The organism is Clostridium sp. 1001283B150225_161107_B6 (assembly GCF_015556325.1).
Taxonomy (GTDB): Bacteria; Bacillota; Clostridia; order Lachnospirales; family Lachnospiraceae; genus Enterocloster.
On sequence record NZ_JADNMD010000009.1, the window covers coordinates 1 to 17869 of the forward strand.

At 46.4% G+C, this 17869-nt stretch carries 16 protein-coding genes, 1 tRNA gene, 1 rRNA gene and 1 pseudogene; 6 read left to right on the plus strand and 13 right to left on the minus strand.

The features are described 5' to 3' along the window. The 13 genes from I2H39_RS18940 to dnaA all read right to left on the minus strand — a co-directional run. Positions 1–178 (minus strand): 16S ribosomal RNA (locus I2H39_RS18940); the annotation flags it as partial. 224 nt (positions 179–402) lie between these two features. Next, positions 403–579, minus strand: a complete 177-nt coding sequence (locus I2H39_RS28900) for a hypothetical protein (RefSeq protein ID WP_207746892.1) — start codon at positions 577–579, stop codon at positions 403–405. A 13-nt stretch (positions 580–592) separates the two neighbouring features. Further along, positions 593–680, minus strand: a tRNA-Ser gene (locus I2H39_RS18945). 77 nt (positions 681–757) lie between these two features. Further along, positions 758–1489 (minus strand): lysophospholipid acyltransferase family protein, encoded by a 732-nt coding sequence (locus tag I2H39_RS18950; protein WP_138310327.1) that lies wholly within the window; start codon positions 1487–1489, stop codon positions 758–760. A 9-nt stretch (positions 1490–1498) separates the two neighbouring features. After that, positions 1499–2050 carry a Fe-S-containing hydro-lyase gene (locus I2H39_RS18955; protein ID WP_171042687.1) on the minus strand — a complete coding sequence of 184 codons (552 nt, stop codon included), beginning with the start codon at positions 2048–2050 and terminating at the stop codon, positions 1499–1501. A 23-nt stretch (positions 2051–2073) separates the two neighbouring features. Continuing rightward, entirely contained in the window at positions 2074–2916 is an 843-nt protein-coding gene (locus tag I2H39_RS18960; RefSeq protein ID WP_138310325.1) for a fumarate hydratase, read from the minus strand. Further along, positions 2913–4847 (minus strand): GGDEF domain-containing phosphodiesterase, encoded by a 1935-nt coding sequence (locus I2H39_RS18965; protein ID WP_195627296.1) that lies wholly within the window; start codon positions 4845–4847, stop codon positions 2913–2915. Before I2H39_RS18965 ends, I2H39_RS18960 begins: the two co-directional genes overlap by 4 nt. Before the next feature lie 108 nt (positions 4848–4955). Then, positions 4956–7502, minus strand: a complete 2547-nt coding sequence (gene gyrA, locus I2H39_RS18970; RefSeq protein WP_138310323.1) for a DNA gyrase subunit A — start codon at positions 7500–7502, stop codon at positions 4956–4958. Positions 7503–7533: 31 nt separating this feature from the next. Continuing rightward, positions 7534–9447, minus strand: a complete 1914-nt coding sequence (gyrB, locus tag I2H39_RS18975) for a DNA topoisomerase (ATP-hydrolyzing) subunit B (RefSeq protein ID WP_195627297.1) — start codon at positions 9445–9447, stop codon at positions 7534–7536. 33 nt (positions 9448–9480) lie between these two features. Beyond that, entirely contained in the window at positions 9481–10566 is a 1086-nt protein-coding gene (gene recF / locus I2H39_RS18980) for a DNA replication/repair protein RecF (protein ID WP_138310321.1), read from the minus strand. 19 nt (positions 10567–10585) lie between these two features. Continuing rightward, positions 10586–10795, minus strand: a complete 210-nt coding sequence (locus I2H39_RS18985) for an RNA-binding S4 domain-containing protein (RefSeq protein ID WP_138310320.1) — start codon at positions 10793–10795, stop codon at positions 10586–10588. 24 nt (positions 10796–10819) lie between these two features. Next, positions 10820–11938, minus strand: a complete 1119-nt coding sequence (gene dnaN, locus I2H39_RS18990; protein ID WP_138310319.1) for a DNA polymerase III subunit beta — start codon at positions 11936–11938, stop codon at positions 10820–10822. Between the two features lie 280 nt (positions 11939–12218). Continuing rightward, positions 12219–13589 carry a chromosomal replication initiator protein DnaA gene (gene dnaA, locus I2H39_RS18995; protein WP_138310318.1) on the minus strand — a complete coding sequence of 457 codons (1371 nt, stop codon included), beginning with the start codon at positions 13587–13589 and terminating at the stop codon, positions 12219–12221. A gap of 447 nt (positions 13590–14036) precedes the next feature. Between dnaA and I2H39_RS19000 the strand changes: the two genes are divergently transcribed. The 6 genes and pseudogenes from I2H39_RS19000 to jag all read left to right on the plus strand — a co-directional run. Then, entirely contained in the window at positions 14037–14678 is a 642-nt protein-coding gene (locus I2H39_RS19000) for an ECF transporter S component (protein ID WP_195627298.1), read from the plus strand. A gap of 233 nt (positions 14679–14911) precedes the next feature. Continuing rightward, a complete protein-coding gene (rpmH, locus tag I2H39_RS19005; protein WP_138310316.1) occupies positions 14912–15046 on the plus strand; it encodes a 50S ribosomal protein L34 in 135 nt (44 codons plus the stop codon). A 115-nt stretch (positions 15047–15161) separates the two neighbouring features. Then, positions 15162–15506, plus strand: a complete 345-nt coding sequence (rnpA, locus tag I2H39_RS19010; protein ID WP_138310315.1) for a ribonuclease P protein component — start codon at positions 15162–15164, stop codon at positions 15504–15506. Positions 15507–15513: 7 nt separating this feature from the next. Next, on the plus strand, positions 15514–15726 hold the full coding sequence (gene yidD / locus I2H39_RS19015; RefSeq protein WP_138310314.1) for a membrane protein insertion efficiency factor YidD: 213 nt from the start codon (positions 15514–15516) through the stop codon (positions 15724–15726). Between the two features lie 18 nt (positions 15727–15744). After that, positions 15745–17061: a YidC/Oxa1 family membrane protein insertase gene (locus I2H39_RS19020; protein ID WP_138310313.1), complete on the plus strand. Its 1317-nt coding sequence runs from the start codon at positions 15745–15747 to the stop codon at positions 17059–17061. A gap of 11 nt (positions 17062–17072) precedes the next feature. Further along, a pseudogene (jag, locus tag I2H39_RS19025) lies at positions 17073–17696 on the plus strand (RNA-binding cell elongation regulator Jag/EloR); the annotation flags it as partial. Between the last annotated feature and the right edge of the window lie 173 nt (positions 17697–17869).

A 17869-nucleotide genomic window follows, 5' to 3' on the forward strand; every position in this document is an offset into this window, starting at 1 on the left:
GTCATTTCTAACTGTTATCCCCCAGTGTGAGGCAGGTTATCCACGCGTTACTCACCCGTCCGCCACTCAGTCAATCAAGATTCCATCCGAAAACTTCCTCTTAATTGCTTCGTTCGACTTGCATGTGTTAGGCACGCCGCCAGCGTTCATCCTGAGCCAGGATCAAACTCTCATGTTTAAAAGTTGATTCCAGGTTTCAGACTACTTAGCTTGGCTAGTTATCTTTAACCTTCATTACTTGGTTTTGTTCTGAATTTTCTCAAATCCAAAGGTCTAAACCAGACCTTTTGTTTTTAGAATTTTCAGGGTTTTACATACTGTCTAATCTTCAATTATCAAGGTTCTTTGTTGTCGGCTTGTTCAGCAGCAACTTTTATATCTTATCACAGTTGCAAGTGTTTGTCAACAACTTTTTTTATTTTTTTGATTTTTGTTTTCAGCCCGCAGGCCTTTTCCAATCATCAACCGCTGTTGTTTTTTTCTCCAGCGGGTATTAACTATACCACGACTGTCATTTATTGTCAACAACTTTTTAAAACTTTTTTTCATCTTTTTAGCAAAAGTGAAAAAAATAATCATTTGGAAAATGGAGCGGAGAAAGAGGGATTTGAACCCTCGCGCCGGTTTCCCGACCTACACCCTTAGCAGGGGCGCCTCTTCGGCCTCTTGAGTATTTCTCCGAATTGATATTTTCCATATGATTGCTTCTTTGGACATGCTTGCCCTCAGACGCATTGACCATTATACTAAATAGACTTTAGCTTGTCAAGCCATTTTGGGAGAGATTTTTATTTATTTCTTCCTGAATCCGGTCATGTACAAGATGTGCTATTTCTGAGGTTTTCATTCCCATATATTGATCAGGCAGGATTGGCTCCATATAGCGAACCTGTACTTCCTCCCTCTTTAATGAATTCATATCAAAGGGCCGGAAGGAATTAATCAGGGCTACGGGCACAATAGGGCACCCTGCTTTTACTGCACTCTTAAATGTACCGCTTTTGAAATCCAGTATCTCATTTCCCTTGCGGCTCCGGTGTCCTTCTGCAAATATGACAAAGTTGCGGCCTGCCTTTACCAGTCTGGTAACTTCAGTTATGATGCGCACCTGGTCTTTTATATCATCCCTGTCCATGGCAAGGCTTCTGGTAGCCCCCAGTACCTGCTTTACCAGAACCCAGTTGGACGCCTCCTTCTTTATTACAACGGACAGCGGCCTTGGGCATGTTGAAAACAGGGCAAGCATATCAAACAGCCCCTGATGGTTGGGAAACAGTATGAATCCATCCTGAGACGGAATGTGCTCTGTTCCCGAAGCCGTGACCGTAACCCTTCCCCTTTTGTTTATCCTTTTTACCATCTCCGATATATACCCATACTTCTCAGCGGCTGTCCTTGTGTCCTCCTCCCTGGCCATCCGGGCAATGGTGAAGAACCACACGGGAGCATGGAAAAGATTCATGAGTACCATATATATAATCCGCTTCATATCCCCTCACTACAGAGTACAAAATTCCTTTACTGCTGTTTCATATAGATTATTACCAAAAGCATCCGCCACCACCACCACCGGAAAATCCCGGATAGTCAGCCTGCGGACTGCCTCTGTGCCCAAATCCTCATATGCAACCAATTCAGAAGACAGGATACATTTGGACAGAATGGCTCCAGCACCTCCCACAGCGGCAAAATAAACAGCACCGCTGCGCACAATGGCATCCATGACCTCCTTACTTCTCTTTCCCTTTCCTATCATGGCTCCCATGCCCAAATCCAGCAGCCGGGGCGTATACTTATCCATGCGGCTGGCCGTGGTAGGACCGGCAGAGCCAATGGGCCTTCCCTCCCTGGCAGGGGACGGACCCATGTAATATATGATATTTCCGTCTATGTCAAACGGCAGTGTCTCCCCTCGGTCAAGCGCCTCATCCATCCGTTTATGGGCCGCATCCCTGGCCGTGTAAATGGTCCCTGTAAGATATACATAATCTCCTGCTTTTAAGGAAGCAGCTTCCTCTTTTGTCATTGGTACATTCATATGTCGGTTCATCAGAACAGGACTCCTTTCTCTATTTACAGTATTCGGCGGGCATGGCGGTTTACATGGCAGCATATGTTCACGGCAAGGGGAAGACCGGCAATATGGGTGGCAAAGGTCTCAACGTTCACGGCAAGGGCAGTAATCCTCCCTCCCAGTCCCCCCGGTCCTATGCCTGACTGGTTGATTCTGTTTAGCATATCTTCCTCCAGCTCCCTGACCCACTGCTTTGCGGGCTTATCCTCTATATTCCTGGTCAGGGCGTGTTTTGCCATCTCTGCACATTTTTCAAAGGTCCCCCCTATGCCCACTCCCACCACCATGGGCGGACAGGCATTGGGACCAGCGTCTCTCACAGCCTGTAGAATGGATGCCTTTACCCCTTCCAGGCCGTCTGCCGGTTTTAACATAAAAACCCGGCTCATATTCTCACTTCCAAATCCCTTGGGAGCCACTGTGATATCCATCTGTTCCCCGTCCACAATTTCATAATGAATCACAGCCGGCGTATTGTCCTTTGTATTCATCCGCTCTATGGGGTCCCCAACAACGGATTTGCGCAGATATCCCTGTTCATATCCCTGACGCACCCCCTCATTGACAGCATCTGCCAGCCTTCCCCCTGTTATATGTACATCCTGGCCTATTTTCATGAACACCACGGCCATACCGGTATCCTGACAGATGGGAATGCTGTCCTCTCCCGCGATTCTCAGATTCTCCTTGAGCTGTCCCAGAACCTGACGGCCCAGAGGGGACTCCTCCTCCTCCACTGCCTTTTCAAATACCTTCCTCATGTCCGGGGCCAGTCCATAATTGGCCTCCATACACATATCTCTTACTGCTTCTGTTATGGCTGCTGCAGATATCTCCCTCATTTCCTTTGCTCCTCCCATCCTTTTGCTATAATATCCTTAAATTCATCTTCCGGCATGGGCCTTCCGTAATAATACCCCTGAACACAGTCCACACCGAACTGCCTTAATATTTCTATCTGTTCCTCTTTTTCCACGCCTTCTGCCACGATTTTCTGTCCCATTGCATGGAATGTCTCTATCATGCTCCGCACGAATACCTGGACCTTGGTGTCCCCAGGCAGACGCACCAAAAGACTTCTGTCCAGTTTGATATACTCAAAGGGAAGAGACAGGGCGCAGGATATATTGGAGTATCCGGTGCCGAAATCATCCAGATAAAAACCAAAGCCTTCCCCTGTCATTTCCTCCATTATCATTCTCATATAATCCATATCCTGCAGCAGGACCCGTTCCGTAACCTCAATCTTCAGTTTATCCGGGCTAAGACCGGACCGTTTCAGACACGCATTGATTCTACCGGAAAGATTGCGGTCCTCAAACTGCTGCATGGAGAGATTGATGGAAATGGAATCTATTTGGCCGGACATATGTCCAAGAAGCATACAGACTTCCTCCAGCACAATCCAGCTCAGGTCGTCAATCAGACCTGTTTCTTCCGCCAGGGGTATGAATTCAGCCGGAGATACCGGTTCGCCGTCATAGTCCCTGAGGCGCAGCAGAGCTTCGGCTGATGAGAACCTGTTTGTTTTCAGGTTAAAAACAGGCTGGTACCATACCTTAAATCGCCTTTGCCGGATGGATGTCTCCATGATATCCAGAATCCGCTTTCTTCTGTTTAACTGCTCCAGCAGTTCTGCATCAAACCGCCTCATTCCTCCCGGCTCCCTTTTGGCATAATGGATGCCGGATTCCAGGTACTCCATGATTTGGGTGGCGCTCCATTCCTGGCCGTTGTATACCACATCTGTAAAATACGCCTGGATATAACTGCCCAGCTCTCCCAGCTCCCATTTGTCCTCAAAACGTTCCTGTATCCTTTTAAGGCTGCAAAGGGTCTCTTCTTCCGTGCCATAGGGAAGAAGCACTGCAAACTCCACATTTCCAAACCGGAATGCCTTTGCCCCCGGCAGAATATGGTCCAGCTCCCCGGCAATGCGGTATAAAAACTCATCCCCCTTTTTATAGCTGAATTTCTCATTAATCAGTGAGAACTGCTTCAGGCATACAAGCACCACCTGAAAATACTGCCTGCTGGCCATTCTAAGGGATATCTCCTCAAAAAAGCAGTTCCTGTTTCCGATAAAGGTAAGGCTGTCCACCTCGCTTCGCCTGGTCTGGAAGCTGATAAATATAACCATATTGACAATGGCCATGAACATGCCGTTTAACTGAAGGTCCTTATATATATGCTGGAACACAATACAGATAGCCGCAATCACGGGCATGGTGCGGATTAAGCGGACCACCGGCCTGCTGACACTGCGGCGGTTGCGCATATAGCACACCACCAGCATGAGCATCTCAATGGCCATAACCAGATAGCCAACCCTGTTTAATGGGCCCCTTCTGTATATCCGGTTTTCACCGAAGTAAAACAGCACGCCGCTTTTAAGGTTCCATAGTACGATTCCCAGAAATATAATATTTAGAATAAGTACAATGCCGCCTGCCATCCTCAGGCAATGCTTATTATATACATGCTCCAATGTGAGGGCGAACATATAGACTGCCATAACCGAACAGGTTAGTACGCATAAAATAAAATACAGGCTGTTAAACAGCACATTCATCCCCCGGGAAACCGTAAACGGATGTGTAACCATATGTACGCAGACAATATTCAAAAGTATGGTTGCAACAGAAATCCACAGGCATACCTGATAGATTTTCCGCCTGTTGCTGGACACCAGCCGCCGTTCGTAATGGTATAAAATGAGTATAATGTGAATAATAAGTCCTAATAACTCTGCTGCCAATGACCACATAACCATATTGTTCGGTTCTCCTCTTTTGTCCGTAACCAGGTAAGGGAACAGAAACGCAATAACTATTTCATAAAAAGGCTGTCGTGACTGACAGCCTTTTCATGGAACTGAATCTTAAACCGTTTCATCTGAATCTGTTTCTGCTTCGCTTTCTTCCTCAGAATCCCCGTTCTCTTCCTCGTAATACTCTTCATCGTATACATTGCTGTCCTTGGTAACACTTTCCCTTACCTTGGCTATACTTGCCACCTTGATGTCGGATTCCTGGTCAATGCTCATAAGCTTGACGCCGGAGGTGTTGCGCCCAATCACGGATATATCATCAACAGTCATGCGGATAATGATGCCCTCTGTTGTTATTATCATGATTTCCCTGCCGTCATTTACCAGCTTGGCCCCTACCAGATAGCCGGTCTTATCCGTACACTTATAGCAGATGACACCCTTTCCGCCCCTGTTCTGGGCACTGAATTCCGAAATCATGGTGCGCTTGCCCATACCGTTCTCGGAAACCACCAGAAGGCTGTCTCCCTGGCTCTGCATCTGCATTCCAATGACCTCATCGTCATCCTCAAACCGCATTCCGATGACGCCCATGGACACACGGCCGGTCACCCTTACATCTGTCTCATTGAAGCGGATACACATGCCCTTTCGTGTGACAAGAAGAATATCCTGGGTATTATCCGTTGCCTTTACCTCTATCAGCTCATCGCCGTCCCGGAGCACAATGGCCTGCAGACCGTTTTTGCGCACATGCTCATACTCCACCATAGGCGTCTTCTTGACCATGCCGTTCCTGGTAGCCATGAACAGATATTTGTCATCGTTGAATTCACGCATGGGAATGATGGCCGTAATCTTCTCCTCCGGCATCAGCTGCAGTAGGTTTATGATAGCCGTTCCCCTGGCCGTGCGCCCTGCTTCAGGTATCTCGTACGCCTTCAGACGGTATACCCGGCCGGTATTGGTAAAGAACATCATATAGTGATGGTTGGTGGTCATGAGCAGGTCCTCGATATAATCCTCCTCAATGGTCTGCATCCCCTTGATGCCCTTGCCTCCGCGGTTCTGGCTTCTGAAATTATCCACATCCATACGCTTGATGTACCCCAGATGGGTCATGGCAATGATGGTGTCCTCGTCCGGAATCAAATCCTCCATGGACATATCATCGTCATATCCAATGGCTGTGCGGCGGTCATCGCCGTATTTATCCGAGATAATCATAATTTCATCCCGGATAACAGTAAGCAGCTTCTTCTCATCTGCAAGAATAGCTTTTAACTCCTCAATCTTTGCCTGCAGTTCCCTGAATTCATTTTCCAGCTTCTCACGTTCCAACCCCGTAAGAGCGCGGAGCCTCATATCCACAATAGCCTGTGACTGGACATCGGAAAGTCCGAAGCGCTCCATCAACTGGTTCTTGGCGTCAGCCACATTGGCTGACCCGCGGATAATGCGGATAACCTCATCAATATGGTCCAGGGCAATTAGCAGACCCTTTAATATGTGGGCCCTTTCTTCCGCCTTGTTTAAATCATACTGTGTCCTTCTGGTAACGACCTCTTCCTGATGCTTTAAGTACTCCTCCAGCATCTGGTGCAGGTTCAGCACCCTTGGCTGGTTGTTAATCAAGGCCAGCATAATAACGCCGAAGGTATCCTGCAGCTGGGTATGCTTTAGCAGCTGGTTCAGGATTACATTGGCATTTACATCCCTGCGCAGCTCTATGTTTATACGCATGCCTTCACGGTTGGATTCATCTCCGATATAGGTGATGCCGTCAATTTTCTTTTCCTTGACCAAATCTGCGATTTTCTCAATGAGACGGGCCTTGTTTACCATGTAGGGAAGTTCCGTCACAATGATTCTGGACTTTCCGTTGGCCATGGTTTCTATGTTGGTCACTGCGCGCACCTTTATTTTGGCGCGGCCTGTTCGGTAGGCTTCCTCAATTCCCCTTCTTCCCAGAATGGTGGCTCCGGTGGGGAAGTCAGGCCCCTTCACTATCTCCATGATTTCTTCCAGGGAGGTTTCCCGGTCCTCCTCCACCCTGTTATCAATCATCTTCACCACTGCTCCGATGATTTCCCTCAGGTTGTGGGGCGGTATATTGGTGGCCATACCAACGGCAATACCGGATGTACCGTTCACCAGAAGGTTGGGGTATCTGGAAGGAAGTACAAGGGGTTCTCTCTCTGTCTCATCAAAGTTGGGTACGAAGTCCACGGTATCTTTATTGATATCTGCCAGCATTTCCATGGAAATCTTACTTAAGCGGGCCTCTGTGTAACGCATGGCTGCAGCGCCGTCTCCGTCCACAGAACCAAAGTTTCCGTGTCCGTCCACCAGAGGATATCGGGTGGACCACTCCTGCGCCATGTTAACCAGCGCGCCGTAAATGGAGCTGTCTCCATGGGGATGGTACTTACCCATTGTATCACCGACGATACGGGCGCACTTACGATGAGGCTTATCCGGACCGTTATTCAGCTCAATCATGGAATAAAGCACACGCCTCTGTACGGGCTTAAGACCGTCCCTGACATCAGGCAGGGCCCTGGCGCTGATAACACTCATGGCATAGTCGATATAGGACTGTTCCATGGTTTTTTTAAGGTCTACTTCATGAACCTTGTCAAATACATTTGGTTCCATATTCAATCTCCTTTATGTTTGCAGTCTAAAATCAGATATCTAAGTTCTTCACCTTTTTTGCATTGGCCTCAATGAATTCCCTTCTTGGCTCTACCTGGTCGCCCATAAGGGTGGTGAAGGTCAAATCTACTTCTGACGTGGTTTCCTCGTCCATGGTGACACGCAGAAGAATCCTGCGTTCCGGGTCCATGGTTGTCTCCCACAGCTGCTCCGCATCCATCTCTCCCAGACCTTTGTAACGCTGGATTTTATTACTGTTGTCCCGGCCAATCTCCATGAGGATGGAATTCAGCTCCTCATCGCTGTACGCATACCACACCCTCTTGTTCTTCTCCACCTTATAAAGCGGCGGCTGGGCCAGGTATACATATCCCTGCTTAATCAGTTCCGGCATGAATCTGTAAATAAATGTCAGAAGAAGGGTGCTGATATGAGCGCCGTCCACATCGGCATCCGTCATGATGATGATTTTGTGGTAGCGCAGCCTGGATATATCGAAATCATCATGGATACCTGTTCCAAATGCAGTTATCATGGCCTTGATTTCAGCATTGCCGTAGATACGGTCCATCCTGGCCTTCTCCACGTTAAGAATCTTACCGCGCAGGGGAAGGATGGCCTGGGTTGCACGGGAACGGGCTGTCTTCGCAGAACCGCCGGCGGAATCACCCTCTACAATGTAAATCTCGCAGTTTTCCGGATTTTTGTCAGAACAGTCAGCCAGCTTTCCCGGAAGGGCCATGCCGTCAAGAGCGGATTTACGGCGAGTCAAATCCCTGGCCTTCCTGGCAGCTGCCCTGGCCCTCTGTGCCAGTATGGATTTCTCGCACATGGACTTGGCCACAGCCGGATTCTGCTCCAGGAAATAGGTCAGCTGCTCACTGACAATATTGTCCACTGCCGCACGGGCCTCGCTGTTGCCCAGCTTCTGTTTTGTCTGCCCCTCAAACTGGGGATCCTCGATTTTAACACTGATGATGGCTGTCAGGCCCTCGCGTATATCCTCACCGGACAGGTTATCCTCGCTGTCCTTTAGGAGCTTGTTTTCCCTGGCATAATCGTTGAAGGTCTTGGTCAGGGCGTTCTTGAAACCGGTGAGATGGGTGCCGCCCTCAGGCGTATTGATGTTGTTAACAAATGTATAGATATTCTCTGTATAGGAATCATTGTGCTGCATGGATACTTCCACATACACGCCTTCCTTGGTTCCCTCGCAGTAAATAACCTGCTCGTAAAGAGGTGTCTTGCCCTTATTCAGGTATGTGACGAATTCCTTGATACCGCCCTCATAGTGGAATGTCTTTTCCTTCTTTTCTTCCCTGTCGTCCTTAAGGGTAATCCTCAGGTTCTTGGTCAGGAACGCAGTTTCCCTGAGCCGGATTTTCAGCGTGTCGTAATCATAGACCGTTTCCTCGAATATCTCCTTGTCAGGCAGGAATGTAACCTTGGTTCCATGCTGTTCCGGTCCGCATTTTCCCACAATTTTTAAGGGGTATGTTACCTTTCCCCTCTCGTAACGCTGCTGGTAAATATTTCCATCTTTATATACCTGCACCTCCAGCCATTCAGACAAAGCATTGACAACGGAAGCACCAACGCCATGAAGACCGCCGGACACCTTATATCCGCCGTTGCCGAACTTACCGCCTGCATGGAGGATGGTGAATACAACTTCCACGGCAGGAAGTCCCGCCTTTTTCTGGATATCTACCGGAATACCGCGGCCGTCGTCCACCACTGTGATGGAATTGTCCTCGTTGATGGTCACATCGATGGAATCACAATATCCCGCCAATGCTTCATCTACCGCATTATCTACAATCTCATACACCAGATGATGGAGACCTCTGGCTGATGTGCTGCCTATATACATACCAGGCCGCTTTCTGACCGCCTCCAGTCCTTCCAAAATCTGAATCTGGTCTGCTCCGTATTGCTCTCCCATGTTATATAATCATCCTTTCTTTCTAGTACGGCATTAATTCTCGTTGATGACAGTCCCGTCAATTACCTTGAATACCTTATCTATCTGGAACCTGTTGTTGACAAAATCGTCCAGACCCGTGCAGGTAATCATGGTCTGTATATGTTTGATGGCCGACAGCAGATGGTTCTGCCTGCTGCTGTCAAGCTCTGATAACACATCATCTAATAGCAGGATTGGGTCGTCATGGCTTAATTGCTTGACCAGCTGAAGCTCTGACAGCTTAAGTGACAGGGCTGCTGTGCGCTGCTGACCCTGGGATCCGAACCTGCGTATATCAATACCATTAACAATAAAGCTAATGTCGTCCCTGTGAGGTCCCGACAATGTGGTCTTCTGTTTCATGTCCTGGGCACGGTTCCTCTTAAGGACATCCTCCATCTGGTCCTCCTGGGTGTAGGGTTCATAGGAAATGGATATATCCTCCCTGTCCCCTGTCAGACTCAGGTGGATGGCGTGCATGATTTCATTCAGCTGCTTAATAAATTCCCTTCGGAACTTAATTACCTCACGCCCGTAATTTACCAGCTGCATATCCCAGACATCCAGGGTTTCCTCGTATTCAGGCCTGAAAAACAGTTCCTTTAACAGCTTGTTCCGCTGAAGAAGGACCTTGTTGTACTGCACAAGGGAATGGACATAGAGTTTATTCAGCTGGCACAGTTCCATGTCAATGAACCGTCTCCTCTCAGAAGGCCCGTTTTTTATAATATTCAAATCCTCCGGCGAGAAGAATACCACATTGGCAATGCCGAACAGCTCGCTGGCCCTGCGTATGGGAACCCCATTGATGGCAATGCCCTTTGGCTTGTTCTTTTTCAGATGCATGTCAATGCGGTAAGGTACATTGTTTTTCCTTATCTGCAATTTAATATGGGATTCATCCTGATTGAACCGGATGATATCCCTGTCCTTGGCGCTTTTATGTGATTTGGACGTGCAGCACACATACACTGCCTCCAGGATATTGGTTTTTCCCTGGGCATTATCCCCATAGAGTATATTGGTTCCCTGATTAAACTCCATATGTAGTTCATTGTAGTTGCGGTAATTTTTCAGTTCTATGGATTCAATAATCATGGATTTCCCTACCAGTCTGTTACTTAGTGATTTTAATGGTTTCACCGTTATAGGTGACCACATCGCCGTCCACCAGTTTTTTCCCGCGCTGATGAGCAGTCTCGCCGTTTACCGATACAAGGCCGTCCTCAATAGCATACTTGGCATCTACGCCTGATTCCGCCAGGCCAGCCGCCTTCAGCGCCTGGCCCAGCTTGATATAGTCTTCCCTCAGTTTTATTATTTCCATACTTTTCCTCTCTTAGACATCCTGCTAGACAGTAGCAGCATTAAAATTAACAGGAAGAATCAGATAAATATAATTTTCCTCCTCGTCCTTGATAAAGCATGGGGACTTTGGATTCATCATATAAATATTGATTTCCTCGTCATCAATGACACGCAGTGCATCGATGAGGAACTTGGGATTGAATCCAATCATGATGTCCTTACCGGTTTTGTGAATCATCAAATCTGCGTTCATGGATCCAAAACTGGAGTTCAGCTTCAGTTCCATGGAATTATCGCCAATATTGATAATCAGCGGTTTCTTGTCGTTTTCGCGTATCAGGATTGTGGCGCGCTCAATACAGTCCAGGAATTCCTTCTTGTTTACCGATACCTTTGTCTCATAATCACTGGAAAGCATCTGGCTGATTCTGAAATATTCCCCTTCAATCAAACGGGACACAACGATTGTATTGTCAAATTCAAAAAGGATGTGGTTGGTGCTGAAGTAAATCAGAACCTCTTTCTCATTGTCGCCGCCCAAAATTTTGCTGACCTCGCTTAAGGTCTTACCCGGTACAATAACCTTGGTGTCCTCATAGTGGTCCTTTAAGCGGACCTTACGGATGGAGATTCTGTGTCCGTCTAGGGACACCACCTTCAGCTGGTTTTCATTGACCTCAAACAGCTCTCCAGCCATCATCTTATTGCTGTCGTTAGGTGAAATGGAGAATATGGTCTGCTGGATGACCTCCTTTAAGGTAAACTGGGACAGGCAGATATATTTATCCTTTTCTATATAGGGAAGATAGGCAAACTCTTCTCCGTCGCGTCCCTGGATATTAAATACAGAGTTCTCACAGCGTATGGTGGTGTTGAACTTATCATCTGATTCAATGGTAACGGATGCATTTTCACTGGAAAGCCTTCTGGTGATTTCAGAGAAAAGCTTTGCATCCAGTGCAATCTTTCCGTGTTCCAGTATGTCTCCCTCAACCCTTGTCTCAATTCCCAGCTCCATATCATTGCCTGTAAGCTTGATTTCGTTTGTACTGGCGTCAATGAGTATGCATTCCAGAATGGACATGGTGGTCTTGGAAGGTACTGCTTTCATTACAATATTAATTCCATTAACAATGGCGTCTTTTTGAAATCTTAACTTCATAATGTTGATAACTTCCTTTCAGAGTAATTGTGTGCCCGGTGTGTCATCTGTGAGTGAAGATATAGATAATTTTCGTAGAAACCGTAGTAGGGGCTGTGGGTTTGTGCAAAACTGTCTGAAGCCCTTGATAATTAAGGACAAGTACCTGTGGAACGGGCTGTGGAAACCATCCACTTTTCTCAGGGAAAACTTAAAGTTTATCCACAGATGGTTAAAAGTCATTCACAGGTCCTTCAGAAACGATCAGTTATCAACAGCCCGTCCACATGGATTCCACTTCCTATTGTGGATTAATCTTCTTTTTCAATATCTCTATGGTATTCCTTAAAGTATCGTCCTTTGCCATGTCCCCGGTAATCTTTTCAGCGCCGTGTATGATGGTGGTATGGTCCCTTCCTCCAAGATACCGTCCAATGGTCTGGAGTGGGGTGGCCGTCATATCCCTGCACAGGTACATGACAATCTGCCTTGGGTATACGATTTCCTTATTGCGTTTCTGGGATGAAATATCCAGTGGGGTCAGACCAAAGTGGTCGGAAACGACCTGGATTATCAGGTCAGGTGTCACTTCCCTCTGGGCATTGGGGGAAATGATGTCCTTTAAGGCTTCCTCGGCCAGCTCCAGGGTGATGTCGCATTTGTTGAGCCTTGATAATGCAACAATTTTTGTCAGGGCTCCCTCCAGCTCACGGATGTTGGATTTAATATTGGTAGCGATGTATTTGATTACCTCGTTATCTATATTATATCCCTCCATCTCCTCCTTTTTGCGCAGGATTGCCATTCTTGTCTCATAATCAGGAGATTGGATGTCCACGGTCAGGCCCCATTCGAAACGGGAGCGGAGCCGTTCTTCCAGTGTCTCAATTTCTTTTGGCGGCTTATCTGAGGATATGATAATCTGCTTCTTTGATTCATATAATGTGTTGAAGGTATGGAAAAATTCCTCCTGGGTGCTTTCCTTACCTATGATGAACTGGATATCGTCAATGAGCAGGACATCGTTGTTCCTGTATTTTTCCCTGAATTCCGTGGTGGTTATGTTGTTCTTATTACGGATGGCGTCAATCAGCTCATTGGTAAAGGTCTCAGAGGTGACGTACAATATCTTGGATTTGGCGTTGTTCTTTAATATGAAGTGGGCGATGGCATGCATCAGATGGGTTTTGCCAAGTCCCACGCCTCCGTAAATAAAAAGAGGGTTGTAAATCTCACCTGGGGATTCAGCCACAGCCAGGGCGGCAGCATGGGCCAGGTTGTTATTTCCGCCTACAACAAAGGTATCAAAGGTATACTTGGGATTTAAGTTCGCGCTCTGTATGACATCGGGACTCACTAAAGCCTTGTTGTTCTTAATCAGCTGGGGTGAGGACGGTTCCTCCGCCTCCTCGATTTGCTCCTTAACTTTGAAATCCACCTCGCATTCCTTTTCAAGGAATTCCGAGATGGTTACCTTTAATAAAAATCCATATTTTTTGTTTACATATTGTAAAAAGGTCTGTTCGGGAACAATGATGGTTACTTTGTTGTCTTTAAAAGAGTGCGGCTTTAAGGGTTCCAGCCAGGTACTGTAGGAGATATTGGATATTTCGTGTTCTTCTTTTAAAGTAAGTAAGATTTTGTCCCAGTTTTCTTTGATTTTTTCGATCATTTTTTGTCTCCTAAAACTGTATTGCAGAATTGCCCAATCTAAATCTATTGTATACTAAAGTAAAAATTTTTTCAATGACAAGTGTAAAATATTGTGGATAACTTTGTGTATTGAGGGTGGAAGATCTGTGTAAGCCCTGTGGACAGGCCATTTGTCCACAAAAATCGTGAAAAAGCTAACCGGAGTTTTACACATGGTGGAAATACTAATAAATTCTGGTTTTTTTAGATAGGCCTGGGGAAAAAACAGTGAGTATCCCATACTTATCCACAACTTATCCACATTTTGTGGATAATGTTATGTAAATCTGGGGGCTAATGTGAAAATGTCCTTGCATAGAAAGGGAAACATGAACCTGAAACATTGACGCTGAGGTCTTTTTTACTTATAATTACGTTGTAGCATTGCATTGTATCTTTTTCATAAGAACAGTAGCAGGAGGAAAAAATGAATACTTTAACCAAAACCCGTGACCTGGTATTGGCGGCAGTTATTGCAGCCATTATCGTAATCATGGCCTTTGTGCCATTCTTAGGGTATATTCCGCTTGGATTCATGAATGCGACCACCGTTCATATCCCCGTGATTATCGGAGCCATTATACTGGGACCGAAATATGGGGCCTTTCTGGGGTTGACATTCGGCCTGACCAGTTTGTGGAAGAATACCTTTATGCCAAATCCCACATCCTTTGTGTTTTCGCCCTTTGTTACCATGGGGCAGTTTCACGGAAATTTGGGAAGTCTGTTCATCTGCCTGGTCCCGAGAATACTGATTGGGGTCGTGGCCTATTATGTGTACCGTATGTTCATACGGATGCTTGGGAACAAGAGGAATAAGCAGGGGACCGCATTGTTTGCGGCAGGCGTGGCCGGATCCCTGACCAATACCCTTCTTGTTATGAATCTTATCTATCTTTTGTTTGGGGATAAGTATGCATCCGCAGCCAGCTGGACAGCCAAGTGGGTATACGGGGTAATCCTGGGCATCATCGGTATGCAGGGAGTGCCTGAGGCCCTGGTGGCCGGAATCATTGTGACGGCTGTGGCCGGAATTCTGCTGAAGATAACATCTGGCAGCAGGCCATAGGCTGGTGGCCGGCAGGAATTCACACTAAATATAGTAATGTAGTTTTGCAATGCACACATTTTGTTGGGACAGCCCCTGAGGCTGTCCTTTTTTGCTGTTTTTTTGTTGATTTTTTGAGAAAATCCGCTTGACGAAGGCGGATTTCTTCTATATAATTGAGAAGATGTTTAATTATACTAGTCTAAATGTGTGTTTTCACATTGCCACATAATTTTGATAGGAGGTGCCCGGATATGAAGATGACATTTCAGCCTAAGAAGAGACAGAGAGCGAAAGTTCATGGCTTTAGAGCAAGAATGAAGACTACAGGCGGTAGAAAAGTTATTGCTGCCAGAAGAGCTAAAGGTAGAGCAAGATTATCTGCTTAATTGTTTCAAGCTTAAAGCAAAAGAACTACGGGCCACAGCAACATGTGGCCTTTTCTTTTCTTACCTTCCCGGATAACGGGAAGTGTTTTGACAACCTGATTGTAAGGAGTTTCGGATGAAACGATTTCCTTCCGTTAAGAAGAACAGTGAGTTCCAGGTGATTTACAGGAATGGAACTTCCTATGCAAACAGACTGCTGGTGATGTATATTATGGAAAACGGGGAAGATGAAAACCGCATTGGCATTTCTGTGAGCAAAAAAGTGGGCAACAGTGTTGTCCGCCATCATATAACAAGGCTTTTAAGAGAGATTTTCCGTTTAAACAATAATAGGATAAAGACTGGGTTAAACATCATCCTGGTAGCAAGAGTTGCTGCCGGACAATCGGATTACAAACATTTGGAGGGTGCTTACCTGCACCTGTGCGGACTGCATCACATTTTAAAAGAATCGAAGTGAAGTGATTATGGCAAGATATCTGATTTTGTTGGTAAGAGGATACCAGAAGTTTCTGTCGCCTCTTAAAGTAAGAACTCACTGCATTTACACACCTACATGCTCTCAATACGCCATTGAAGCATTACAGAAGTATGGTGCGTTAAAAGGTACATGGTTGGCCTGCAAGAGGATACTCCGGTGTCACCCATTTGCAGAAGGCGGTTATGATCCAGTTCCGTAAATCAAAGGAGGTAGCGTATTGAACAGTATAGCTGGCGCAGTAGTATTGACAAAAACAGGAGGTATTCTTGGGCCAATAGCTGATATCCTGGGGTGGATTATGGACCTGTTGTTCCGTTTTACCAGTACCTTCGGGATATTAAATATTGGTTTATGTATCATTTTATTTACCCTTGTAACCAAGGTGCTGATGATACCTCTTACCATCAAGCAGCAGAAATCATCGAAACTCATGGCGGTTATGCAGCCTGAGATAACGGCCATCCAGAAAAAGTACAAGGGCAAGGAAAATGACCAGAAGTACGCCATGATGATGCAGACTGAAATCAAGGCGGTTTATGAGAAGTACGGCACATCCATGACAGGCGGGTGCCTCCCTCTTCTGATTCAGATGCCTATTATTTTCGCATTGTACCGCGTTATCTACAATATTCCTGCATATGTACAGTCCGTAAGGGGATATTATGAAGCAGTGGTAAGCAAGCTTCCCAGCGGATATGAGTCGGCTCAGGCATTTACGGACCTGGCACAGGCCCACAAAATGGTGGGTGAGAGATTTGACTATACCAATGTAAACACAGTCATTGATTTATTATATAAGCTTACAGGGCAGCAGTGGGATTCTCTGGTCAATGCCTTTTCCTCCGTGGGACAGGCTGTTACGGAGACAGGCGTAAGAGTGGTGGATGCCATTGAGAACATGCAGAATTTCTTTGGCCTGAATATTGCATACACGCCGCTGCAGGTTATCATGAATTATTTTAATAAGGTAGACGACACCACCCTGATGACTGCATTCGCTGCACTGTGTATTCCGCTGCTGGCCGGCTTAAGCCAGTGGTACAGCACCAAGCTGATGACAGCCAACCAGCCCCAGCAGTCTGAAGAGGCTCCTGGCGCCAATATGATGAAGAGCATGAATGTGACCATGCCTTTGATGTCCGTATTCTTCTGTTTCTCATTTGCATCCGGTATCGGACTTTACTGGGTTGCACAGAGTGTGTTCACCATCATCCAGCAGGTGGGAATCAATTCTTACCTTAATAAGGTTAATATTGACGACCTGGTTCAGAAGAACATTGAAAAAACCAACAAGAAGCGCGCAAAGAAAGGCCTTCCTCCTACAAAAGTGGGCAATGTAGATGAGATGCTCAAGAAGATTGAGGCAAAGGAAGAAAAGGCAGAACAGGCCCAGATGGCTAAGATTGCTAAGACAAAGACCATTGTTGAGGAGTCTACCAAGTACTATAATGATAATGCCAAGCCCGGAAGTCTGGCGGCTAAGGCTAACATGGTTTCCAAGTATAATGAGAAGCATGAGAAGGGTAAAAAGTAGGAGGGTTTTGTATGGATATGATTACAGTTACTGCCAAGACAGTGGACGAAGCAGTTACAAAGGCGTTAATCGAACTTGAAACCACCAGCGACAAACTGGAATATGAGGTAGTTGATAAAGGAAGTACAGGATTCCTTGGTATCGGCGCAAAACCTGCCATTATTCGTGCTAAGAAAAAAGAGTCCGTTGAGGATAAGGCAATGGATTTCCTGTCCCAGATTTTTGGGGCAATGAATATGCAAGTGAACATTACGGCTGCATATAACCAGGAGGAGCAGGAACTGTCCTTAAACCTGGAAGGCGAGGACATGGGCATCCTTATTGGCAAGAGAGGCCAGACCCTGGATTCTCTTCAGTATCTGGTAAGCCTTATTGTGAACAAGGGAACGGAAGGATATCTCAGGGTTAAACTGGACACTGAGAATTACCGTGAGAGAAGGAAGGAAACCCTGGAGACCCTGGCTAAGAATATTGCTTATAAGGTTAAGAGGACCAAGAGGCCGGTGTCTCTTGAACCTATGAATCCTTATGAGAGAAGAATCATTCATGCTGCCCTTCAGAATGATAAATATGTGACCACCAGAAGCGAGGGGGAAGAACCGTTCCGCCATGTGGTGATTGCACTTAAGAAGGAAGCTTCCGGCGGTGAGAGAAAGGGACGTTACGACAGAAATAAGGGCGGACGTTATGACCGCTCTGAGCGTTCCGACCGTTCCGGAGGTTACAGGAGCAACCGCCGGAACAATGGAAATGGTTCATCACAGACATCTGTTGATGCGTCTGCTGAGACAGCTGCCGGTGAAGAGGA